This is a genomic window from Xenorhabdus sp. PB61.4, assembly GCF_963894935.1.
Lineage (GTDB): Bacteria > Pseudomonadota > Gammaproteobacteria > Enterobacterales > Enterobacteriaceae > Xenorhabdus > Xenorhabdus stockiae.
Map to the genome: position 1 here is coordinate 23753 of NZ_CAWQJR010000217.1, position 25045 is coordinate 48797.

Here is a 25045-nt window from a genome sequence, read left to right on the forward strand (position 1 = left end):
ATTCGAGAGCCAGATTTATTCCATCGATTCATAAAGACCCTGTAGGGATCCTGCGTCAAATTGCATTAATTGAGCGTTGATAATGCACTCTTCAAGCTGACTGATTGAGGGATGTGCAAACAGTTGTTGAATGGAAAGATCAACCTCAAAGATTTCATTAACCTTGGACTGAAGTTGCAGCACCAGAAGCGAGTGCCCGCCGAGTTCAAAGAAGTTGTCATGACGACCGACCCGGTCTATTTTCAGTATCGTCCGCCAGATATCTGCCAGTTGTTCTTCGGTTTCCCCTTGCGGTGCTGCATATTCCTGAGAGCTGACTGATGAATAGTCCGGAGCAGGCAGAGCATGGCGATCCAGTTTTCCGCTCACTGTCAGCGGGAAAGCCTCCAGCATGACAAAGGCGCTGGGAACCATGTGTTCGGGCAGGCTACTACTCAATTGCTCCCGCAGTTCGGAGATGCCTGGTGTGATGTCTGAGTCAGGAACGATATAAGCAACCAGCCGCGTATCTGCCGTATCATATTCACGGGCAATGACGACGACTTGCTGAACTCCTGCGCACTGAGCCAGACGGGCTTCAATTTCACCCAGTTCAATGCGGAATCCCCGGATCTTGACCTGAAAATCGTTACGACCCAGATATTCGATATTACCATCTGACAGCCAGCGTCCCAGATCGCCGGTTTTATACAGACGAGCGTTTGGGGCAGTGACAAAAGGATCAGCGATAAAGCGCTCTGCTGTCAGTTCGGGGCGATTCAGGTAACCGCGGGACACGCCGGAACCACCGATATAAATTTCACCTGTGACTCCCAGAGGAGTGGGCTGGCCATTAGGGTCAAGAATATAGATTTGGGTATTAGCCACCGGTTTGCCGATACTGGGAAGTGGCAGGGAGCTATCCACCGGACAGAAGGTGGCTTGAACCGTACATTCTGTTGGCCCATAGGCATTGATAAAACGGGTCGTTTTTATCTGCTGTAAACGCGACCATACGGCAGGGTGAATGGCTTCCCCGCCGATTAATGCCAGTCTGGGCTGATAACCGGTACTGGTGCCTAAACCTGCGTTTAACAACCCGTGCAGCTGCACGGGAGTGCAGTCAAACATATCTACTTTATGATGTTCGAAATAACGCCAGAGCTGTGGCCCATCGGTACGGATAGCGTTCGGAATGATGACCAGCGTATGGCCGGCAAGCAATTGCGACCAGCTTTGCAACGAGGCATCAAACACAATGCTGGCATTCAGCGCTACGCGACTTGACGGAGCGAGATCGAGCATCAACTGTAACCCGATGTGCAGGTTGATGACGTTGTGGTGTTCTACCATGACCCCTTTGGGTTTTCCGGTGGAACCGGAGGTGTAGATCACATACGCAAGATAGTGAGAATTCAGCCCAATTGTACGGTGATCGGGATTCGTATCCGGCATCTGGTTAAAGGCTGATAAATTGCTGTCATCCAGCAGCACGATTGTCGGGGTATTTTCCAGTCGGTCAGTCAGGGAAGATTGAGTGAGCAGCGCGACGGGAGCGGCATCTTCCAGCATATAGGCCAGCCGTTCAGCCGGATAGGCCGGATCGAGCGGAACATATGCGGCTCCGGCTTTGAGAATACCCAGCAATCCGACTATCATTTCCGGGCTGCGCTCTACACAAATAGCAATCCGGTCATCGGGTTGCACCCCTAACCCAATCAGGTAATGAGCCAGCTGGTTGGCCCGGCGATTTAATTCATCGTAAGTCAGCTGACTGTCGCCATAAACCAGCGCCATCGCTTCTGGTGTATGGTCAGCCTGTTGCTCGAATAGCTGGTGGATCAGAGCATCTTTCGGGTAGGAGACGTTAGTTGCATTAAAATCACCGAGTACCTGCTGAAGCTGGTGCTTGTCCATTAATGGTAAATGGCTAATAACCTGCTGGTCATCATCTGCTATGGCTGCTAATAAAGTGAAAAAATTGTCCATTAGCTGAGTGATAAACTCAGAATCGAACAGCTTGGTATCGTAATGAAAACCGCAATTAATCTGTTGATCGATTTCAATGAGATTGATCATTAATGGAACAGGCATTTCAGCATAATAAGGATATGGGAAAGAGCGGAGTTCTGCGCCTCCCCAGCCCACTGTGGTGGTACCACTCTGATCCATCCATAACGATGTCAGGTTACTGACATATCTGGGTTGCTGGAAAGTCATGGTTGTCTGGAAAACTGGATGGGTATCCGCATTGCGCTGTAACTTAATGTGCTCCAGTATTTTCGCAAACGGGTATTTTTGATGCTCAATTGCCTGACGAATGCTTTTAGCGGCCTGTAAGATGTGTTCCTGTACTGTCATCTCACCCTTGATCTGGGCGCGTAAGGCAACCGGATTGATAAATTCACCGACGACTTTGCCCCAGATAGAGCGGCTACGACCGGGCATGATAGAGCCGACCAGAATATCATCCTGACCTGTATAGCGATGTAGCAGGAGTTGATAGGCAGCCAGAAAAATGGCAAACAGGCTATTATGATATTTTGGTGTCAGAGCAATTAATTTTGCGGCCAGTGTATCGGGGAGTTTACGAGCAACCGTAATTTTATCTGCTACAAAAGAGGGGGCACTGACGCTTGATTTACTGCTGACGGGTAATTGTAATTCGGTTAACTCACCACTTAGATTATCAATCCAGAATTTCTGTTGTTTTTTTGCATTGTTACTATTAAGCCACTGCTGTTGCCAGGTAACATAATCCTGATAACTCCGTTCTGCGGCAGGAGGTAATTCCTGTCCGGTTAAAAGCATGCCGAGTTCTTCCAATAATATCCAATAGGACCAGCCATCAACGGCAATATGGTCAAAGGTTAATACCATGACACATTCCTGATCATGGCATTGATACCAACTAACATAAATACGCAGCGGATTTTCGAGATCGAAGGGATACCAGCAGTCATTGTGGACTAGCTGTTGAAGCGTTTCTGCATCCAGATCCCGGGCATCATGTTTTTTGATTGTAACAATTGCATTTTCTGCTATTTGATATCCCAGTTTACCGCCATATTGACCAAAACTAGCCCGTAACATAGGGTGGCGTTTTATCAGATGATTAAGTGCTTCTTCTAATTTCTCAGCAGTTAATCCTCTGACTCTGGCACAAAATGCACTATTATTCTGCCCCCTCTGGGCCGGGTTAATTTGATATTGAAACCAACGACTGCTTTGTGCTTCAGATAAAGCAAATGGTTTCAATGTTTCAGGATGATTCATTTTATAGCTCCCCTTTTATGGGCATATGGAAAAACAAAATTTTCAGAACTGATAAAACAAAAAAATGGAACAGAATTAAAGCCAAAGACATTGGCTAAATAAATTTCAGAGAGATATATTTTCTAATAAGAAAATTAATGTGGCGAAAGTATTACACAATAAAAAAAATAACAACGATAATATGAGTGGAGTTTTCTAGGAAAGTTATAAATTAATTTCATCTTTATATAAACTATTTCTTGTCTTTATTATTGAATTTAAGGTAATGGATTATATATTAAATAAACTTATTTTACAGAGTGACAGCAACGTTATTGTATATCTAATTTTATTAGAGCCCCGTTGTCTTTCGTATTGCTGCTATTAACTTTTAATATTAAAGAGTATTTCAAATAATAATACATAGTTTAAAAAAAAAGAGCCTGTTTTAATGAGGCTCTTAAAATGGGCGAGGATATATTTATTATAAATATTTTATTGATCTGGATCATTTTTAGCTAGGATGATGACTACTGGTTTTTATCTCCTTAATATGTCCATCTTCCAATTTAATCACACGTTCTGCAATATCAAAATATGCATCATCATGGCTAATAACAATAACAGTCTTGCCACGGGATTTTAGCTCCGGCAATAATTCAGTATAGAAGATTCTTTTAAATACAGGGTCTTGATCCGCAGCCCATTCGTCAAATAGATAGATAGGGCGGTCTTCTAAATAAGCAGCAACTAAAGCTAATCGTTTTCTCTGACCAGCGGAAAGATCAGTCGTTGAAAATTGCCCGTCAATTACTTTGACTTTGTGACCCATGTTCAAGGCTTCAATATAGTGAGTTGCTTTTTCAGTAACATTCGTACCGGTATTTAATAGTTGATCGAATAGATGATAATTGGAGAAAACGGCCGAAAAATACTGGCGATAATGTTCATTATTCGTTTCATCCATTTTGGTGCCATTAAGTATGATAGAGCCGGATTCTTGTTCGAACAAACCGACTAATAGCATGGCAAGTGTTGTCTTTCCACTCCCGTTACCTCCGACAATAAAAACTATTTCACCCTGAGAAATAGTCATGCTCATAGGCCCTAGCTTAAATTCCCGATCTTCTTTGTCAGTAGTGTAGTGGTGAATAATATCTTTTAACTCAAGAGATAATGGTTTTTCGGTTAAAAATGGGTCCGGGGTGTTAGCCTGCTGTACATACAAAGATTCTTCCAGCTCGCTATCCAGTCGCTTCATTTTTTGTAATGAAACTTCCGCCTGCCTTAATTCAGGAATTGCACCGATAACCTCACTGATAGGGCCAGACAAAAACAGAACAATCAGAGTTACTGTCATTAAAGTTGCCGGTTCCTGAGGCAGCCAGATAGGAATGACAAAAATCATCAGGCCGATAACAATATAGAAGATCACAGAACCGGCATTCAGTACCCAAGCATAGTTATTGTTTGCCTTGATACAGATCTCTTTAAATTTTAGTGCAGCAGGGGAAATAACTTTATCAATAAACGCATTACCTTTTTGTCTATTAAGTTTCAGTTCTTTGCTGCCATCGATCAGTTGCTGAAAGTTGAGGTAGATTTTATCTACCTGCTCACGCATTTCTTCCATCAGGCGTATAGGACGTTTTTCCAAAAAATAGAAGAGAGAAGCGGTTACCAGACAGACAATAGCCAAAATGATAAATAGCTGCCATGAAATCCAGGCTAAATAACCGAAACAGGCAATGATAAGTGTGATATTACCAAAAACAGTCGGAGCTAACATAAAAGAGTGGATAAACACATCAACATCTTTAGTCAGAACGGCCAGCAACCCATGTTTCCCAAAGCGGTTCAATTTTTTAAAAGGTGCCCGTAATATTTTATTACTCAGGCTTAGACGCAGGGAATAAATGGTTGCCTGAGTCAAATGTGACAACATAATTTCTGATAGTGTTTTCGTAACAAAAAAAAGAATACAGAGACCAAAAAAGTTCCAGATAAATGAAGTCAGATTAACCGTTCCTGTAATTCCCTGGCTAATCATACCGACTACTGACGCCCCGGAAAATCCACTGATCAATGCAAATATTGTTGATAGAAGCAGCAATATCCAAGATTGGCGATAAAGATAAACAATTAGAGTCATAAACTAAACCATTATAGGAGGTTATAGGTAATATAAAAAATATACACCAGCCAATGAGACCCGTAATGGTTATTTTTTTCTGGTGAAAATTCAAGGAAGATTTATGAATGAAAATATGAATAAAGTTAAACCGTGATAAATTTCACAGTTCACATATAACGGGTTTTTCCTTAATTATTATAGGTGGTCTTTTTCCTTAATAGATAGAAGTTATTATAATGGTGGAGGCTGTTGGATCTTGTTAGTCAGAATGATTAATAAGAACATGGCTAAATAGTCACGCTTAGTTACACAATAGCATCATGAATAATATGAATCGAATTTATCAGGAAAACGTAGGTGAGAATGATTGATGGAATATTGAGAGTGATTCTAGTTTGGTTAATAAAAATCAATAGTTGATGATTTATTTTTATTTTGAACAAGGAAATAGTAATTCTCTAGAGTGTTAATTGCATAATGTAACTGGTAAGGTACGAGATAGTAATAAATGGTGTTAGGTAATCATACATAAGGAATAAAAGGAAAATAAGATGTTTTAGAAGAAGTCATTTTTCATATCCTGTGATTTCTACGTTGTATTTTTGCTATAAAAGATAATAGGTTTTATTTTTAAATTCGAGAGCATTTTATACCTGAACCAGCCTCTCTATTTGATTAGAGGGACTGGTTTTTATGTTATTCAAATAAACCAAGATCTTCTGAGAGGTGGAGTGGTTTTTTTATTATTGTGCTGCTTTATGAAATTCATTAAGTATATACTCTGTTTATATTTTTGATTTAAATTAAAATTTCTAATGTTTTAATGGATGAAGATCACAATAAACTCGCGATGTAATAAGTTACAATTAAAGTTTATGATTAGATAATCATTGGAAATAAATAACAAATTCAATGTTAACTTTAACAATATAATGGTTATTATTTTTAATTATATATTTTTATGAGTAAAGCATGGAGTCTATTTACTATGATTAAGAGTGTGATAATTGATGTATTAATAGCAAAGCGGTTTAATAAAAGTTAATGTTGAGTGATATATGGTAATGACGTAGCAGAGATGAAACTATGAATAAGAATATTAATTCTACATTGTGGTTTTTAAGGCTAATAATATTTTAATCGTTGAAGTAAGTATCCTAATTATAATGAGGTAATATATGAAAGAGTTAAATCAAAAAGAAATGGAGCAAGTCGCTGGTGCTGGCTGGAAAGAGTTCGCTAAAGGGCTTTTGGGTGTGTTTGAAAAAGTAGGTGAAAGCATAGTAGACGGCTTGGAAGAGGCGGGTATTGTCTCTAAAGAGAAGGGAGAGCATATTAAGGGAACTATGAAAAAAGGGGAAGCATTCGCAGACTCAGTTATTGATAATGTTTAATTAATTATTCATATGGCAAGAGTCACCCATTCTATTTTATTAGAGTGGGTGGTTTTTTATAGACCACAAATTATTCTCTATAGAGTAAAAAAACCTTTTCTCACCAGAGATTACTCTGAGATATTATCAATTCTGCCAGATGGGGTTATTAGGGAGCCCCAGAGCCAGAGATAGAAATAACACGCTCTGCTGATTGAATAGTTGAAGGCCTGTGCGCAATGATAATTCGGGTAATTTTTAATGAAGATACTGACTCATTAATATATGACTCATTATCTAAATCCAGATGGCTGGTTGCCTCATCCATAAATAGGATGCTTGGGCGACGATACAGCGCTCTTGCAATCAATAGCCGTTGTATTTGACCACCTGATAATCCATTACCTAACTCACCAATCAGTGTTTCATATCCCATTGGCATCAATAAAATATCATCATGAATATTTGCACGTTTAGCGCATTCCTGAATGAAGTGTACATCTGGTGAGTGGGTAAACCCGGATATATTTTCTGCGATAGAACCGGAAAGCAATTTATCATCCTGTAAAACACAGGCAATACATTTTCGGTAGTTATTTAAACCAATAACATTAATATCAAGCCCATTCATTAGAATTGTCCCCTTATTTGGCTCTAATAAACCGCTCATGAGCTTCATTAATGTCGTTTTCCCGGCCCCGGACGGGCCAACAATGGCGATACTTTCTCCCGCATTAATATGGAGATTAAAACCAGAAATAATCGGCTTTGATAAACTGTCATATTGATAATGTAAATCATGGATGGTTAAATTAACCGATTTTCCTGAAAAACCGAGATCCCTATCTGGCGTTTCTTTTTCTGTGTCAGTAAGTACAATATCGGCAATCCTTTCATTATGTAAGTTTAACATGCGTAATTTCATTGCCATATCAATTAAATTACTGGCTCTGTCAGCAAATTGCCCACGATATGAATTAAACGCGACAAACATTCCAAGTGTCATATGATTATCTATAACTAATGATGCTCCTAACCACAAAATGATAATTTGCTCACTCGTGGAAATAAAAGCCTTAACAATATTAAAAATGGAGCCTATCTTGTTAAGTCTGGTATTTGCATTAAGCGTATCAATATTCAGATTTAACCAGGATTTTGCCCGGCTATCACATAGACCAAGTGCCTTTAATGTATTAATGCTATATAATGTTTCCATAAAATGAGAATTGGCTCTGGCATCTTTAACTATCTGTTCTTCAGAGAGTTGTCTGAAATATTGGTAGGTTATAAATCTTATTATGATATAAATGATAGTAAACCCTAATACAACCCAAACTAGCCAGTTACCATAAAGCAGCATCATAATGAAAACACTAACCAGCATAATAGTATCAATAATGCTGTTAATAACATTTTGAGTGAAAGTTGTCCGTATTACACTGAGTGAGCCAAAGCGGGACTGAATATCACCTAATTTACGTTTTTCAAAGTAGGCTAAAGGTAATTTCATTAAATGATCAAATACACCGGATTTCCATTGTACATCCACAAATGCTTCCATAGTAATGGATGTCCAGCTACGCAATGTGGATACACTGACTCTAAATAAAATGAAAAAGAGTAAACCACAACAAATAATCTTCAGAAGGCTATGATCCTGAGCGATGATGACATGGTCCATTATTAATTGAGTTCCGACTGGTAAGAGTATATTAATTGCTTCGATAACCAGAGATAAGAAAAATATTTTACTCAGTGTCGATTTAATTCCCTGAATATTAGTCAGCAGGGAGATAATGCGTAATTTATTTTGTTTTTTTATCGGAACAAATTCACTACCTGGCCATACTTCTAATGCAATGCCAGTAAAGTGTTTGGATACTTCCGCAAAAGTCATCACACGTTGCCCGAATGCAGGATCATGGATAGTGATTTTGTTTTTTCTTACATTAACCAGAACGACAAAATGATTCATGTCCCAATGTAAAATACAAGGTGTTTTTAATGCTTGAAGCTCATCAAGATCCAGTGCTACAGCTCTGGTTTTGAACTTAAGGGTAGTGGCAATATTGATCAGTGTCGTCAGCGTTACGCCGCGGGTGGAAATCCCGAATTGGCTGCGTAGACTGGATAAATCAATTTGTAGCCCATGATAATGAAATACCATTGCTAAACTGGCTAATCCACATTCGGCCGCTTCGGTTTGCAAAATTTTAGGAACTCTTCTTCTGAATCCTAGATTTAATCTTTCGGTGATAGTTTCAAAAGAGGTTTTATTCATTTTTGAGGGCCTGTTAATGTTTTTTTCATGTCATAGAATGGTGAGAACATCCACTGATAAAGCGGTCTTTTTTCAAGGAAAAAGGTCGATTGAGCTTTCATTCCGTTGGATAAATATAATTTTCTTCCGTTATAATTGAACTGTTCTTTCTTCAGGCTAACCAGAACTTTATAATATGATTCGGTTTTATCTCCGGGGACATTTACTGGTGAGCTTCTGTAATGAGACATTTCTTGAGCAGTGGCTGGAATATAAGAAATGTTATTGATGTCCCCTGAAAATTGGCCAAACTTTTCAAATGGGAAAGCATCGTAGCGTATATTAATACCATCGCCTTTTTTGATATAAGGTAAGCTGCTATTAGGAACCCACAAAATTAAATAATAAGTTGGCTTTACATTATCTGGGCTTACCTGAACTAAATTATCATTTGTGACAACCATTTGACCATCGGTAAAATTCAGGGATTCAATCCGCCCATCAATAGGAGAAGTAACAAATATCGATCCGCTGACATTCATTTCAGTTAATTTTTGTTCTAAATCATCCTGCTGAATTTTATATTGTGAAATCTGTTTATCAAAATCGGCTTTTTTCAGCATGATGTCACTATTCAGGCTGGTGATTTTTAATGAATCGCTGATGTATTGGCTATAGAGGTTTTGATACATATTTTGTTGCTGGTAATAAGAGTAACCGTAGCTATTAAACTGATCTTTTGTAATAAGCCCCCGTTGCTGATAAATTTTATAGTTCTTCATATTTTCTTTTGCAAATTCAACTCCCTGACGTGCATTTTCTACAATGATCCTGTCCTTCTCATGCGATAGCTCATACTGATTTTTTTGTTCTTCAAGACTGGCTAAAGTAACACTTTTATTATGTTCAATATTTTCAATGATCTTGTTTATTTGCGTTAGCTGGTTTTTGAGGGAGTTTTGCGCGTTGGTGCTGGTTTTTCCGGATTCTGTCACTTGGCTGATATCAACCTGATAAATTTTCTGGCCTTTTTTTACGCTATCACCGACTTTAACAAATGATTTTAAGATAAAGCCTTGTTGAGAAGCTAAAATATTTATTGGATGAGGATTAGTGATGACTTCGCCATAAACATTAATACGTCTTGCATAATTCCCAAAAGTAATAAAAAGAAATAAAATAGTCAGAAAAACGATTGAAGCAACACAAATAACCCATGCAGGAACTTTTGCTATTAATATGGCCTTACCCGTCCATCTGGATTTTTTATTATCTAAGGCTTCTTGCCTAAATAACTTATTCATAGCAGTCATTTATGGTTAATCTTCATGTTTTATTTGATTGAAATGTTCCTGAATGTAACTGAAAGCTGCCATTTATCAGGTAATGTCAGTGGATTGGCGGATTTGATACTATCTTACTGTAATATAGTTAACCTGAATGTTACTTAAACCATTAATGAGGTTTCCGGGGCTTAATGCGGGAACTATTGACTATAAGATAGATAAGGGGAAAGCCGGAAGAAAAGAGTCCCTTCCGGAATAAATTAATCGTGTTGCCAGAGTATTAGTTAAATATATTACCAATCCTATCAACTAAACCTAAGTATGCTGTTTTTAATTTGCGTAATTGATAAGCATCTGTATATTTCCAGTCAGGGCTCCAATTCTCGCTACTAAAACTACATATATTTAATTCACTAAGTTATTTTTGCAATTCTTCGATTTGTTGATGGGCAGAAGTACTTGAAGCAAGGCTCTTGTCCATCCCTTGACCGTTCCAGCGGATATTAGTTGCGGCGGAATACGGGATCGGGATAAGTACTGAGTCACCATTGACCAATGTTTCGTTATTCATATCAGGCTGGAATTTCATTGCAATAATTCCACCTTTGGTAAATGTGACTTCATTATTCAGGGTATTTTTATAAAATGCTAAGCGGCGAAGAAAAAAATAACTTGCAAGACAAAATGTATATGAGGGTTAAATATTTAGCCAGTAGTAAAAAGAGGGTTTTGGTAATATTTTTTAGTGCGGCGCTGAATCTGTCTATGATATCAACGCCGCCTTTATATTAAAACTCGTCAGTTACGAGTTGTTCCACTGAACTGGAAGGGGGGAAGGGAATAGTTACACGTTAAACAGGAAATTCATGACATCGCCATCTTTAACGATATACTCTTTTCCTTCTGCACGCATTTTACCCGCTTCTTTTGCACCTTGTTCACCTTTATAGGTGATGAAATCTTCAAATGAGATAGTCTGGGCACGGATAAATCCTTTTTCAAAATCAGTATGGATTTTACCCGCTGCTTGTGGTGCGGTTGCGCCAACCGGAATTGTCCATGCGCGGACTTCTTTCACACCCGCGGTGAAATAGGTTTGCAGATTCAGCAGTTCGTACCCGGCGCGAATAACACGGTTCAGGCCCGGTTCTTCCAGCCCCATTTCAGCCATGAATTCTTCACGGTCTTCATCTTCCAGTTCTGCGATATCCGCTTCAATTGCTGCGCAAACAGGAACAACTACAGAGCCTTCTTTCGCAGCAATAGCACGCACGGTGTCAAGATGTGGGTTATTTTCAAAACCATCTTCATTGACGTTAGCAATGTACATTGTTGGTTTCAGAGTCAGGAAGCTCAGGTAACGAATAGCGGCTTTCTCTTCCGCACTCAGATCTAAAGCACGCAACATGCCTGCCTGCTCAAGGTGCGGGAGACATTTCTCCAGCGCGGCTAATTCAGTTTTAGCGTCTTTATCGCCACCTTTGGCTTTTTTCTGGACGCGCTGGATAGCACGCTCACAGGTTTCCAGATCTGACAGGGCCAGTTCAGTATTGATAACGTCAATATCAGCCGCCGGATCAACCTGACCGGAAACGTGAATGATATTGTCATTGTCGAAGCAACGTACAACGTGACCAATCGCTTCAGTTTCACGAATGTTGGTCAGGAACTGGTTACCCAGACCTTCGCCTTTTGACGCGCCTTTTACCAGACCGGCAATATCCACAAATTCCATTGTGGTTGGCAGAATGCGCTGTGGTTTAACAATTTCAGCCAGCTTGTCGAGGCGTGGATCCGGCATCGGAACAACACCGGTATTTGGCTCGATAGTGCAGAAAGGGAAGTTTGCTGCTTCGATACCTGCTTTGGTCAGCGCATTGAATAATGTAGATTTCCCGACGTTAGGCAGGCCAACGATACCGCATTTGAATCCCATAAATTTATCACCTTTGATTACTTATACACCAACAATGAAGATGCTCTTTGTCTGGCCGGAAAAGCCCCAGAGCATAGCCTGCTGGTGAGTTATATAAAATTGGCGCCATTATACACGCAATAGCATCACGTGCCATGTACTCCCGTCAGGCACTGGCTTTAAATGCGTGCAGGCGGTTAATGGCTTTGTTCATGCCATCTTTCATAAGAATATCAGTACAGCTTAATGCTTCTGCAATAGCATCATCAATTAGCTTTTGTTCACTGACAGGCGGTTTGCCAAGGACAAATCCCACAACTTTGTTTTTATCGCCCGGATGGCCGATACCAATTCTCAGACGATGGAAATTAGGATTATTACCAAATTTGTTCTGGATATCTTTTAGTCCGTTATGCCCGCCATTACTGCCGCCCAGTTTCATTTTTGCCACACCCGGCGGGAGATCAAGCTCATCATGTGCAACCAGAATTTCATCCGGCTGGATACGGTAAAACCCGGCCAGGGCAAGAACAGACTTACCACTGAGGTTCATGAATGTCGTTGGCACCAGTAGGCGGACATCTTGCCCGTTCATATTAATGCGAGCGGTATAACCGAAAAATTTACTTTCTTCTTTTAAGGACTGGTTATGGCGCTGTGCTAATAAATCGACAAACCATGCTCCTGCATTATGACGGGTCTGAGCATATTCAGCCCCGGGGTTTGCCAGACCAACGATTAATTTTATGTTACTCACAGTTTGAATTCGCTTATTGGCATTAATGTATTAAAAAAAGAGGCCTAGTTTACCTGCCTCAGAGCTTGAGTACAAAATTGATTATGATATTAGATAATAGGATGTCAGTATTAAAAATAAGTTAAAATTTGTACAGTTTGTGATCACTGGCGCAATAACCTTTTTAATACTATGGCTATAATAAATAGGAGGCATCCGCTTTCGTGCTTTTGAGTTCGTTTGTAAACAAATTACGTTCACAAAAAGTATTGGAGGTTGGTTATGGGACGTAAAAAAGCGTTTATTCTGGGCAATATTTTTATGGGATTAGGTATGGCGGGGATGCTTATTAGTCTAGCCTATGTCTTGCTCAGTCATATATTTAGTATTAAGGAATCTGAATTTTTTGCGGGAGTTGCACTCGTAGGGTTATTTGTCGGTGCACTTATTTGGTTGGGTGGCGCTAGTCTTGGAGGACGGGAGCATATTACGGATAAGTATTGGTGGTTGAAAAATTATGATGAGCGCTATCGTCGCAAAAAACAACATAAGCATTCGTAATTTTATTAAGATATATTTATATTTTGATATAACTCTATTATTAGCATTGCACACAATATAAAACGAATATTTTGTTAGCTGAATTATTCACGTATTTCAAGTTGCAGCTGATAACGCTGCAACTTGAAAGGTAATAAATCTTAGAATGTTGCATTAATTCCCAGACTGACATTATAGTCAGGCTCCTCACCGCTACCTTCATTGCGGGTTACAGCAATAAAACTATGTAGGTTATTGACCAGTCCCATATTCATCCCAAGAGTGTATTGCCGCCAGTTTTTGCTCCGTTTACTACTTTCCACTACAAAGGAAGTTTTGGTGGCATTAATAGCACTGCGTATTTTAGTGCTGAGATCCCCGAACTGGCGATTAAACTGAATAGCAGCATAAGGATTAAAGCGACCGAACTGAGTGTCTACACGCCAGCCCAGTGTACCAATTTCAGATGTATATCTCTGACCAGAAAAATGCATGGATGTACTGTTATTTTCGTGTTCACGATAACCGTTAACATCACCTTTATCCCAGATAAACTGCACAATCGGGCTGGTAGTGATGACTTCATTAACAGGAATATTCCAGTTGGCAGTAATGCGGACACCCCATTGTTTACCCAATGTTGAACCAATTTCTCTACGGGTAGCTTCACCAAGCTCAATATTACGGATCAGGCTATCGTAATTTATATGCGAATAATGGAGATCACCACTCAGCCACGCGTTGTCATAGAGATTCCACAGTCCGTAAGCGATGACAGTATGTCCCAGTCCTTCATAAGTGTAGCTGGAAGCTAAAGTTCGTTCATCCTCGTAGTGAGAATAGAGCGCTCCCAGTAATAGATTATCTGTTAGCTGGTAGTCACTACCCAACGTAAAGGTATCATTACCGCTATGTGTATAACCGCCAAATACGCCGATTTTTCCCGGTGTATTACCGGCATCGCGGAGCTGCTGTAAGTGGCCATCAAGGAATGAACGAACACCTTTGACCGGGAGTTGATTAACACTAGTTAGTGATGCCACAAGGAATGGTGCAGTATAGATTGAGGTAATGTATTGACCGGCGACATGATGAACATATGGGGTTGGGTGGAAGCCATCAGAGAATAAGAATTTTTTGTCTTTATCAAAATTTTTATCTTGTGAAGAACACTCATTAGCAAATTTTCCCTGAGGGCATGGGTAACCTAATGTATTCTGAATACCGTAAGCATAGGGATTTTCCATGACTTCGTGTAGTAGGGCATTAATATCAGCACGCAGGATATTGCCATGACTTTGACTGATTTTATCATCTACTTGTTGGTTATAACTATCAGTGAACTCGGAGGCTTTTTGGCGGTATTTGTTATAAGCATACTTCAGTAAACTTACATCTATTCCAGACTTTTTGGCCAATTCTTCGAGGAGTTTATCAATCGCCATTTCACGGGCTTCACCGCTGGGAATATCGTGTTTATTAACCTCCTGACGGATCTTTTCTAATATTTCTTTAATCTGCTCCGGAGTTTTGCCCATGGTGACTAATTCCTTTTCAATTAGTGCTTCCATAATTTTGGGCGTTGTTCCCACATCAGGAACGGTTGGTACGATGATTAGCCCGGCTCCGGCTTTCACCAGAGTGTTGATTTGGTTTGATGTAGCATTTGCACTGGCATTAACAATTTCATTTGATTTTTTAGAATCATCCAAAATAATATTATAAGCTAGTAAAGCAGCAGTAATGTCATTACCACCGACCCAATGAATATAGATACCATTTGGATCGGCTTTTCCTCCATGTTGTTTAAGATAACGCTCCAGCTGATTTTCTGTTGTATCGTGGTGCTTTGGCATCGGCAATGCAGTTGCACCTCCTTCAGCGTAGTTAGTTCCGTTTTTATTGGAAGGAGTTAAGTCTTTACCGGTAATGTGGCGGCTCACATATTCATCATACAGTTCACTATTTGCTCCGTCGGTTGTATAACGCCCGTTATTTCCGCCGTCACTCAGACTATCGCCGAAGACATAGGTAGTGTCATAAGCATAGGAATTTGTAATGAAACTGGATAAAAGTAGTGTTGTAGTTGATATTCCGAAAAGTATTTTTTTCATTGGAGTTCTCCAGAGAACGTAACCATTGCTTTCCTCTCAGCTCTTATCCTCCCGATATTGTTGGATTAAGAGTTGACTCCTTATATTCCCTGATAATTTCAATACGATATTACTTCTGGTTACTTATACGAAAAATCAACGTGATGCGGATGTATGTATATAGAAAGAGAAAATGTGATGGAAAAAGAAAAGCGCAAGGGAGAGATTCTTCCCCTTGCGCTTTATTTTTTACGACATCAAATCAGAAGCGGGAGCTAACACCCAGACTGAAATTGTAGTTTGGATCCTGTGAGCTGCCTTCATTACGGGTAACGGAAGCAAAACCATGGATATTACCGAACAGATTGGCATTCGCACCTATAGTATATTGACGCCAGTCCTTGCCCTGCTTGCTACTATCCGTAACAAACGATAGTTTGTCGGACTTATTCATCGCACTGCGCAGTTTGTACTGGGTATCACCGAACTGGTGATTAAACTGAATAGACGCATATGGGTTAAAGCGACCCAGCTGGGTATCTACACGCCAGCCCAGTGTCCCGACTTTAGAGGTGTAATTTTGGTCACTGAAACGCATGGCAGAACTATTATTGCCGGATTCGCGATAACCTTTAACATCACCTTTATCCCAGCTGAACTGCACAATCGGACTAGTGGTGACAATATCAGTGACAGGAATATCCCAGTTAGCGGTAAGGCGGGCACCCCATTCTTTACCGGTGGTTGAGCCTGTTTCTTTTCGGTTTGCCTGACCAAGCTGGATATTACGGGTCAGGCTATCGTAATTGATACGGGCATAGTGAATATCACCACTCAGCCATGCGTTATCAAAGAGGTTCCACAGTGCATAACCGGTTGCCACATGTCCATTGCCTTCGTAAGTAAAGTTAGAAACAGAGGAACGATCAAATTTGTTGTTGGAGTACAGAGCGCCCAGTAAAAAGTTTTCCGCCAGTTGGTAATCGCTGCCTAACGTAAAGGAATCATGACGGTTATCGGTATAGCTACCGAAGACACCAAATTTTCCCTGTTCATTGCCGGTATGGCGTAGCTGTTGCAGATGACCGTCAAGGGAAGCACGGGTGCCTTTAACCGGAGTACGGTTGACTTGATTCAGGGTCATAACCTGTGATGGGGCGATAAGGGTGGATACTATATATTGGCCCATAATTTTGTGTGCCAGAGGTGATGGGTGGAAATTGTCAGAGAATATAAACTCTTTGCGTTTATCAAAGTCAGCATCTTCAGACTTGCAGTAACGGGAGCTTTTACCTACGGCACAGGAATAACCAAGATTATTATTAAAACCATAACTAAATGGATTATCGATAACTTCATGCAATAGACCGTAGATATCGGCACGTAGAATATTGCCGTTATTTGCGCTGATTTTATCATCCACTATCTTGTTATAATCTTTAGTGTACTTTGTTGCGAGCATACTGGCTTTGGAATATCCCTCAGTCAGATTTTTTTTTACTTTTTCAGCGTCTAAATTAAAGTCTTTACTGGCTTTTTGAGCCAGAGAATCAAAGACTTTTTGGAGAGCCAGATGACGTGCTTCACCATTAGGGAGATCAGCATCATTAATATCTGAGTGAACTTTACCTAAAGTTCCTTTTATAATAACTTTAATTTTGTCCTCTGATATTCCTTTATTTTTTAACTCTTTTTCCAATCCCATTGTTAAAACTTCGTCTAACACTCTAGGAGCCATACCAACATCAGGAATGGTTGGTGCAATGATCAACCCAACTCCTGCATCCACCAGTTGGTTAATCTGCCCTGCAGCTGCTTCTGCACTCTCTATAAGTTCACTATATGCTTTATTGGGATCGCCTAAAGTATTTTGTAACGTTTGAGCAATATCGTTCCCACCTATCCAGTGTATAAAGATAGCATTAGGATCTACGCAATTATTATTTCTCAGAACGTCTTTGAGCTGGTTATCTGTTGTATTATCAGGATTTTTAGGATTCAACTTACTGATAGCTGTTGCACCACCTACTGCAAGATTGGTGCCACCATGTTTTGAACTAAAGTGGTCTTGGTTAAGTGATACCCGAGAAACATATTGGCTATACACTTCTTTTTGGTCAGAGGTGTAGACTCCATTATTTCCACTATCGCTTAAACTATTTCCATTCGTACAAAGAATATTATAAGACTGAGCATTAGCAATGGTGCTGACTGAAAGCGCTAATAGGGCAGGTGCAAATAAAAAAGCCTTTTTCACTGGCATTCTCCATAAATAGTTTTTGTTATTTATCAGTTCCCCAATTTTTTTAATGACGAAGTCTGAGCAACGCCTTTTCGGAAGTTTTGGGGTGCTGACAGGTTAAATATTTTGTGATTTTGATCAAATTGTTAACCATCTGATAACAATTGACTAAATTAGAGTATGTTCAAACGTAAAAAATAATCCATATCACATTGAATTATTTGTAGATAATGTGATATCTGACCAGTGTGTCTGAAATAGTTGACCCAGTATATTGATATTATTTCAGTGTTAAGTTTTATGCGGATTTAGGCTGAGGAAGGGGTTTGAAGGGGATGAAAAAATGCAGGGCGGCAATATTGTGCCCTGCATTTTTAATTAATCAGCTGATTAAAACTAATCGACTTATATCGGCTTTATTACTTACAAAATCAGAAGCTGGCGTTGATACCTAAGCTGAAATCATAGTTAGCATCTTGTACACTGCCTTCATTACGGGTGACGGATGCAAAACCGCGTACGTTACCGAAAAGATTGGCGTTCGCACCTACCGTATATTGACGCCAGTCTTTGCTCTGTTTGACGCTATCCACAACAAATGATGTTTGGGTGGAGTTAATGGCACTGCGCATTTTAGACTGAGTATCGCCGAACTGGTGGTTAAACTGAACAGACGCATATGGGTTGAAACGACCCAGTTGAGTATCTACACGCCAGCCCAAAGTAGAGATTTTAGAGGTGTAACTCTGGTCACTGAAGTGCATAGACGAACTTTGATGACCAGATTCGCGATAGCCTTTAACATCACCTTTATCCCAGCTGAACTGCACAATCGGGCTGGTGGTTACGATGTTGGTGACTGGAATATCCCAGTTTGCAGTAAGGCGTGCACCCCATTGTCTACCGGTAGTTGAGCCTACTTCTCTGCGAGTTGCCTGACCCAGTTTGATGCTACGGGTTAAGCTATCGTAATTGATGTCCGCATAGTGGAGATCACCACTTAACCACGCTTTGTTAAATACATTCCACAAGCCATAGGCAGTGGCAACATGTGCATCACTTTGATAGGAGAAGTTAGAGGTTGGGGAACGCTCAGTATTATCGTTCGAGTACAGGGCACCCAGTAACAAACGCTCTGTTAACTGATAATCGCCACCTAATGTAAAGGTGGTATTACGGCCGCCACTATAGCCACCGAATACACCCGTTTTCCCCTGTTCATTACCACCGCTGCGCAGTTGTTGCAGATGACCATCAAGGGAAGCACGGGTACCTTTAACCGGAGCACGGTTGACCTGATTCAGGGTCATAACCTGTGATGGGGCAATATAGATGGATTCTATGTATTGGCCCATAATTTTGTGTGCTAGCGGTGACGGGTGGAAGCTATCGGAGAATAAAAATTCCATTTCGTTATTGAATTCAGGATTTTTATCTTTGTCTTTGTTGGAGATACATACACTAGATGACTGTCCCTGAGGGCAAGCATAGCCTAATGTATTTTGAATACCATAACTGTAAGGATTAGCGATTACTTCATGTAGCAGGCCATTAATATCAGCACGCAGGATATTACCGTTGCTCTGGTTGATTATGTCTTCTACCTGATTGTTATAATCATTTGTGAGTTTAGTGGCACCTTTGCTAGCTTCATCATAGCCTGCAAGAAGAGCTTTATATGTTTTTTTAACAGCTTTTTCAGCAGCTTCTTTTTCTGCTTCAGTTGCATTTTTTGCAATTGGATGTGCCTCTTCTGCAATTTTTTTCAAAGCACCTTTGAGAATTTCATTACGTATTGAATCACTAGGTGTGGAGAATAAATTAATTCCATCATGAATCTTTCGCAACTTTTCGTCTATTTTTGCTTGGTCTGTAATACCTACCTTATTAAACGCTCCTGTGAGGACATTTTCTAGTAATTCAGGCGTCGTACCAACGTCAGGCACAGTTGGTGCAATAATCAATCCAGCACCAGCATTCACCAATTGGTTAATTTGTCTCGCAGCAGCATTTGCACTATCTTTGACGATTATGTCGGGACTTTTAGGCATTTCTTTAGGATCTTTAGGGCGAGGAAAAATTCCTTCGTTAATAGCTTTTAACTTCGCACCAGCTTTTAGAGCCGCAGCAAGATCATTCCCACCTACCCAATGGATATAGATCCCATTAGAGTCAGCCTGTTGATTATGCTGCGCCAAGTACTGGTTTACCTGTTCCTTAGTCCCAAGACCACGCTCACTATATTCTTTAAGAGCTGTCGATCCTGCTTGTGAATAGTTAGTGCCAGTGCCACCTTTTTCACTGGAAGGTTTTAATTCGATATTTGCAAGTTTTTTAGCAAGATATTCATTATAAAGCTGGCTAGTTTTACCATCCGTTGTGAAACGTTCTACACCTTTAGTATTTCCGGTATCACTCAAACTATCGCCAAAAACATAAAGATTGTCATAAGCATGGGCATGAGAAATGGTGCTGATTGAAAGTGCTAACAGTGCTGGTGTGAATAAAAATGCCTTTTTCATTAGCATTATCCTTACTTAAATAGTTTTTATTTATCAGCAACATCGGCTTTTTTAATGGCAAAGCCTAAGCGACGCCTCTTCATAAGTTTGAAGGTGCTGATAGGTTGAATATGTCTGATTGATATCTGGCTGGTCAGATCAATAATCTATGGGGAACAACTTTTCTGGATTGAATGGTGTTTCCTGTCTGAGTAGTCCAAATGAGCCTGAAATTTATCTCATCAGATAATTTTAACTTTTTTGATGAAAAATATTTACTAACATAATTGTTGTTTTTTTAAGGTATTTTTATCGTCAGTTTTCAAAACGGCGACAGGTTAGCAGCAACCACACGGGCGCACCAGTATTGTTACGTTTATAGAGAACTGGACGTACCAGATGATTTGTTATGCACTGATGTACTAGCTGTTTTTCTGTTCGGATATGTCGATGGCAAGTTTTCCGGAGATATTAATCATAAATCAGATTAACTTGTTGATATGGATGATTATTTTTATATTGTGAATATTACCTTGATTAACTAAACCAATATCTAATTATTTCATTTGATTGTTAAATAAACAGAAAAACCCGCTGGTACAGGCGCACCAACGGGTTTTTTCAGCGATGATTTATTTAATCACTTGTATAAGTTTGTGCTCAAAATCTGCACTGGCTTATATCTTAGTGTTCAAACATGGCAGAGATTGACTCTTCATTGCTGATACGGCGGATTGCTTCAGCAAGCATGCCAGACAGTGTCAGAGTACGAACTTTGTTCAACGCCTTGACCTCATCAGACAGAGGAATTGTGTCACAGACAATAAATTCATCTATCACTGAGTTCTTGATGTTTTCTACAGCATTACCAGAGAAGATTGGGTGAGTTGCATAAGCAAACACCCGCTTCGCTCCGCGCTCTTTCAGTGCTTCAGCGGCTTTACACAGCGTGCCACCTGTGTCGATCATGTCATCAACCAGAATGCAGTCACGGCCTGCAACATCACCAATGATATGCATAACTTGAGAAACGTTTGCACGTGGGCGGCGTTTATCAATAATAGCCATGTCAGTATCATTCAGCAGCTTAGCAATAGCACGGGCGCGAACAACACCACCAATATCTGGAGAAACAACAATCGGGTTTTCCAGCCCTTTCTGGAGCATATCTTCCAGAAGGATTGGGCTACCAAATACATTATCAACCGGAACATCAAAGAAGCCTTGGATCTGCTCGGCGTGCAGGTCAACCGTGAGAACACGGTCTACACCAACGCTGGACAAAAAGTCCGCAACGACTTTGGCAGTGATAGGCACACGCGCTGAACGAACACGACGATCCTGACGGGCATAACCAAAGTAAGGAATTACCGCAGTAATACGTCCGGCAGAAGCGCGACGCAGCGCATCGACCATAACGACCAATTCCATCAGGTTATCATTGGTTGGTGCACAAGTGGACTGGATGATGAATACATCGCCACCGCGTACATTTTCATTGATTTGAACACTGACTTCACCGTCGCTGAAACGACCGACAGCAGCGTCTCCCAGGCTTGTGTACAGACGGTTGGCAACACGTTGTGCTAGTTCAGGGGTGGCATTACCAGCAAAAAGCTTCATATCGGGCACGAGAAAAACCTCAGGCTTGCGTCCAGAGAGATATTGTTGACCAATCAAACCGCTACTCATTAAAGCAAAACAACGATCCATTGGTTCAATAACATGTTTATCCCAGAGCTGTTTGTTTGCAGCGAAATGTATGCAATGGTGAAATATTAACGCCACGCGCAACAAAGCCCTGCATCCACTCTGGGGCTTGATTTAACACCTTACGGGCTGATGCTTCTGATTCGAACTCGCCGAAAACACATGCACCTGTCCCGGTCAGGCGTGACGGGGTGTATTCTAACAGCCATGAAAGAAGCTGTTCAACCTCACGGAAACGTTTTCTTGCGATTGGCTCACAATCATTTTTGAATGGTGCCTGTAATAATGCGGGTAAAGTGCGGATCGGAGAATTTCTTTTTAATTCAGGATCTGTGAATATTTTTGGGGTCGGGATCTCAATTCCGGGGTGAGCAACCAGAAACCATTTCTCTTCAGGTGAAGCTGGTTGCAATTTTTCACCGATACCTTCGGCAAAAGCTGCGTGCCCTTTAACGAAGACAGGGACGTCTGCGCCGAGAGTGACACCAAGTTGTGCCAGTTCATCATCCGACAGGTTTGTCTGCCAGTGATAGTTCAGGGCAATCAGTACCGTGGCTGCATTGGAAGAACCACCACCCAGTCCGCCACCCATGGGCAAACGTTTATGAATGTGGATATCTGCGCCCCGGTATTGGGTGCTGATTGACTGCTTTTCAGCGTGCTCTTGTAATAACCGCGCAGCCCGGACGATCAGATTATCGTCATTTGGCACGCCTTTAACGGGTGTCAGCAGGCGGATCTGATTATCCTGACGGGGAGTAATTGTTATTTCATCACCATAATCCAGAAGCTGAAACAGTGTTTGTAGTTCATGATAGCCATCAGAACGGCGTCCGGTGATATATAAAAATAAATTTAATTTTGCCGGAGAAGGCCAGGTTAAAGTCATTATTGGGTAGTCCAGTTATCCATTTTCAGTTTAATACGGTTTTTACCTTGGGTCAGTTCCAGCCGGTTTGGTAAGGCAGGAGTCATTGACGTATCGTATCCCTGATAATTTACCTGCCAGATTTCACCATTTTCTTTATCGCTTACCGATTTAAGCAGATAGTTTTTATCCAGCTCAAAATTTTGGGCATTTCCGGGCAGGCCGATAATCCAGCTTTTCAGATTATCCAAAGGAATATTCATATTGGTCAGCTTATAAATCAGTTCTTCCGGATTATTACTGATATATTTTTTCCCTTCACTGTCAGTAATCTGGGTGATATTTGGCTGAACAGATAATTCAAGCTCAGTTGTCCCTAAGGGATTGAGCAGAAGTAGTTTGTAGTTATTGGCCGCATATTGTTGCCAGAAAAAACGGGCATACACTTTCTTTTCATTTGCCAGATAAGCGAAAGAGCCCCGGGTTTGATAATGAGTCAAATTTTGTAATTGTGTTTTGCGATCATTCCATTGCGGGGAACTCATTGACCCTGTTCCGTCTGGTGCCTGTGTAACGGTACAGGCCGTCAGCAAAACAGCGGAGAGAGGGAGTAAACGAAAAAATGATGGTATTTTCATAGGGTAGCCCAATGGTGTGATAGCGAGTAATGTGCAATCAAAGTCTATAATCAAGGAGGTAATTTAGCGAAGTTTCGTTAAAATTTCCCGAATAATTATAGTCGAACTGTTTGATTGACTTTTATTGAACTGTTGCATCAAGTAGAATGCTCAACCAATGAGAGTCCTTACGAAAGGTGTAGGTTTATGAGAATGATTATTAATATTGTTATGAGCCCATGCCAGATAACTCAACGCAGTTAAGATGACTTTATTAGCACTCGGTATAAATCACAAAACAGCGCCTGTTTCTTTGCGTGAACGGGTAGCCTTTTCTCCCGATACGATAGGGCTGGCACTTGATAACCTGCTCCAGCAGCCGCTGGTGAGGGGCGGGGTTGTGCTGTCAACCTGTAACCGCACCGAACTGTATCTCAGTGTCGAACAGCAGGACAACCTGAAAGAGCAACTCATCAATTGGTTATGCGAATATCACCAGTTAAGCCACGATGAACTCAACACGAGCCTTTACTGGCATCTGGGGAGTGATGCTGTCAGCCACTTAATGAGGGTTGCCAGCGGATTGGATTCACTGGTGCTTGGTGAACCTCAAATTTTAGGTCAGGTGAAAAAAGCCTTTTCTGAATCGCAGAGCTACCAATCCTTGTCAGGGGAATTAGAGCGTCTGTTCCAGAAATCATTTTCTGTTGCCAAACGGGTCAGAACTGAAACAGAAATTGGGGCGAATGCGGTTTCTGTCGCTTTTGCTGCCTGTACGCTCGCCCGGCAGATCTTTGAGTCGCTTTCTCAGTTAAATATTCTGCTGGTGGGAGCCGGGGAAACGATTGAGCTTGTCGCCCGTCATCTTAAAGAGCACCGGGTTAACCATCTTATGATTGCCAACCGCACAAAAGAGCGGGCGTATACGCTGGCGAATGAGGTGAATGCGGAAGTGATATCCCTGTCGGAAATTGATACCCGACTGGCAGAAGCAGATATCGTCATCAGTTCTACAGCCAGCCCTTTACCGATTATTGGTAAAGGCATGGTCGAACGGGCACTAAAATTACGCCGTAATCAACCCATGCTGCTGATTGATATTGCTGTTCCCCGAGATATCGAGCCGGATGTTGAGAAATTGAGTGACGCCTATTTGTACAGTGTTGATGATTTACAGGCCATTATTCAGCAGAATCTTGCGCAACGTAAAGCAGCGGCTGTGATTGCTGAAGGAATTGTACAACAAGAGAGCACTCATTTTATGGATTGGTTGCGTTCGCAGGGCGCAGTTAATACAATTCGCGAATATCGGGAACAGGCAGAAAAAATCAGGGCTGAGATGACTGCAAAAGCATTAATGTCCATACAGCAGGGTGCTGATGCAGAACAGGTCATCAACCAGTTAACTCACCAATTGACGAATCGTCTGATCCATACACCAACTAAATCACTCCAAAAGGCTGCCAGTGACGGCGATTTAGAACGCCTGAATCTCCTGCGGGACGGCCTTGGGCTGGATCCATAACCCTATTC

General features: G+C 40.9%; 16 protein-coding genes. 3 read left to right on the top strand and 13 right to left on the bottom strand.

Translation table 11 applies throughout. The features are described from left to right. Positions 1-15: 15 nt before the first annotated feature. The gene (locus AACX68_RS19070) at positions 16-3255 is read right to left on the bottom strand and encodes a non-ribosomal peptide synthetase (RefSeq protein WP_228858214.1); all 3240 of its coding nucleotides are present in this window, start codon (positions 3253-3255) and stop codon (positions 16-18) included. 493 nt (positions 3256-3748) lie between these two features. Next, positions 3749-5386: a cyclic peptide export ABC transporter gene (locus tag AACX68_RS19075; protein ID WP_228858215.1), complete on the bottom strand. Its 1638-nt coding sequence runs from the start codon at positions 5384-5386 to the stop codon at positions 3749-3751. A 1160-nt stretch (positions 5387-6546) separates the two neighbouring features. Here AACX68_RS19075 and AACX68_RS19080 point away from each other — a divergent pair. After that, positions 6547-6762 carry a hypothetical protein gene (locus tag AACX68_RS19080; RefSeq protein ID WP_228858216.1) on the top strand — a complete coding sequence of 72 codons (216 nt, stop codon included), beginning with the start codon at positions 6547-6549 and terminating at the stop codon, positions 6760-6762. 148 nt (positions 6763-6910) lie between these two features. On the opposite strand, the gene AACX68_RS19085 is transcribed toward AACX68_RS19080, so the two are convergent. The 5 genes from AACX68_RS19085 to pth all read right to left on the bottom strand — a co-directional run bounded on the left by AACX68_RS19085 (position 6911) and on the right by pth (position 12962). Beyond that, a complete protein-coding gene (locus tag AACX68_RS19085; RefSeq protein WP_228858217.1) occupies positions 6911-9025 on the bottom strand; it encodes a peptidase domain-containing ABC transporter in 2115 nt (704 codons plus the stop codon). Continuing rightward, a complete protein-coding gene (locus AACX68_RS19090; protein WP_228858218.1) occupies positions 9022-10317 on the bottom strand; it encodes an HlyD family secretion protein in 1296 nt (431 codons plus the stop codon). The genes AACX68_RS19085 and AACX68_RS19090 overlap by 4 nt, the downstream gene beginning before the upstream one ends. A 391-nt stretch (positions 10318-10708) precedes the next feature. Beyond that, entirely contained in the window at positions 10709-10879 is a 171-nt protein-coding gene (locus tag AACX68_RS19095; RefSeq protein ID WP_228858219.1) for a hypothetical protein, read from the bottom strand. Between the two features lie 255 nt (positions 10880-11134). Next, positions 11135-12226, bottom strand: a complete 1092-nt coding sequence (gene ychF, locus AACX68_RS19100) for a redox-regulated ATPase YchF (protein ID WP_228858220.1) — start codon at positions 12224-12226, stop codon at positions 11135-11137. A 145-nt stretch (positions 12227-12371) separates the two neighbouring features. Beyond that, the gene (gene pth, locus AACX68_RS19105) at positions 12372-12962 is read right to left on the bottom strand and encodes an aminoacyl-tRNA hydrolase (RefSeq protein ID WP_228858221.1); all 591 of its coding nucleotides are present in this window, start codon (positions 12960-12962) and stop codon (positions 12372-12374) included. Between the two features lie 261 nt (positions 12963-13223). Here pth and ychH point away from each other — a divergent pair, with 261 nt between their 5' ends. After that, positions 13224-13502, top strand: a complete 279-nt coding sequence (gene ychH, locus AACX68_RS19110) for a stress-induced protein YchH (RefSeq protein ID WP_099111203.1) — start codon at positions 13224-13226, stop codon at positions 13500-13502. A gap of 140 nt (positions 13503-13642) precedes the next feature. Here ychH and AACX68_RS19115 read toward each other — a convergent pair whose 3' ends face one another. The 6 genes from AACX68_RS19115 to lolB form a co-directional block, all read right to left on the bottom strand. After that, the gene (locus AACX68_RS19115) at positions 13643-15595 is read right to left on the bottom strand and encodes an autotransporter domain-containing protein (protein WP_228858222.1); all 1953 of its coding nucleotides are present in this window, start codon (positions 15593-15595) and stop codon (positions 13643-13645) included. A 241-nt stretch (positions 15596-15836) separates the two neighbouring features. Beyond that, positions 15837-17831: an autotransporter outer membrane beta-barrel domain-containing protein gene (locus AACX68_RS19120; protein WP_228858223.1), complete on the bottom strand. Its 1995-nt coding sequence runs from the start codon at positions 17829-17831 to the stop codon at positions 15837-15839. A 416-nt stretch (positions 17832-18247) separates the two neighbouring features. Then, positions 18248-20338 carry an autotransporter domain-containing protein gene (locus tag AACX68_RS19125; RefSeq protein ID WP_228858224.1) on the bottom strand — a complete coding sequence of 697 codons (2091 nt, stop codon included), beginning with the start codon at positions 20336-20338 and terminating at the stop codon, positions 18248-18250. Positions 20339-21001: 663 nt separating this feature from the next. Beyond that, entirely contained in the window at positions 21002-21949 is a 948-nt protein-coding gene (gene prs / locus AACX68_RS19130; protein ID WP_141554498.1) for a ribose-phosphate diphosphokinase, read from the bottom strand. A gap of 97 nt (positions 21950-22046) precedes the next feature. Continuing rightward, a complete protein-coding gene (gene ispE, locus AACX68_RS19135; protein ID WP_228858225.1) occupies positions 22047-22916 on the bottom strand; it encodes a 4-(cytidine 5'-diphospho)-2-C-methyl-D-erythritol kinase in 870 nt (289 codons plus the stop codon). Continuing rightward, complete coding sequence (lolB, locus tag AACX68_RS19140; RefSeq protein WP_228858226.1) at positions 22916-23533, bottom strand: lipoprotein insertase outer membrane protein LolB; 618 nt, start codon at positions 23531-23533, stop codon at positions 22916-22918. The genes ispE and lolB overlap by 1 nt, the downstream gene beginning before the upstream one ends. A gap of 244 nt (positions 23534-23777) precedes the next feature. On the opposite strand from lolB, the gene hemA reads away from it, so the two are divergent. After that, entirely contained in the window at positions 23778-25037 is a 1260-nt protein-coding gene (gene hemA / locus AACX68_RS19145) for a glutamyl-tRNA reductase (protein WP_099124763.1), read from the top strand. Positions 25038-25045 lie beyond the last annotated feature (8 nt).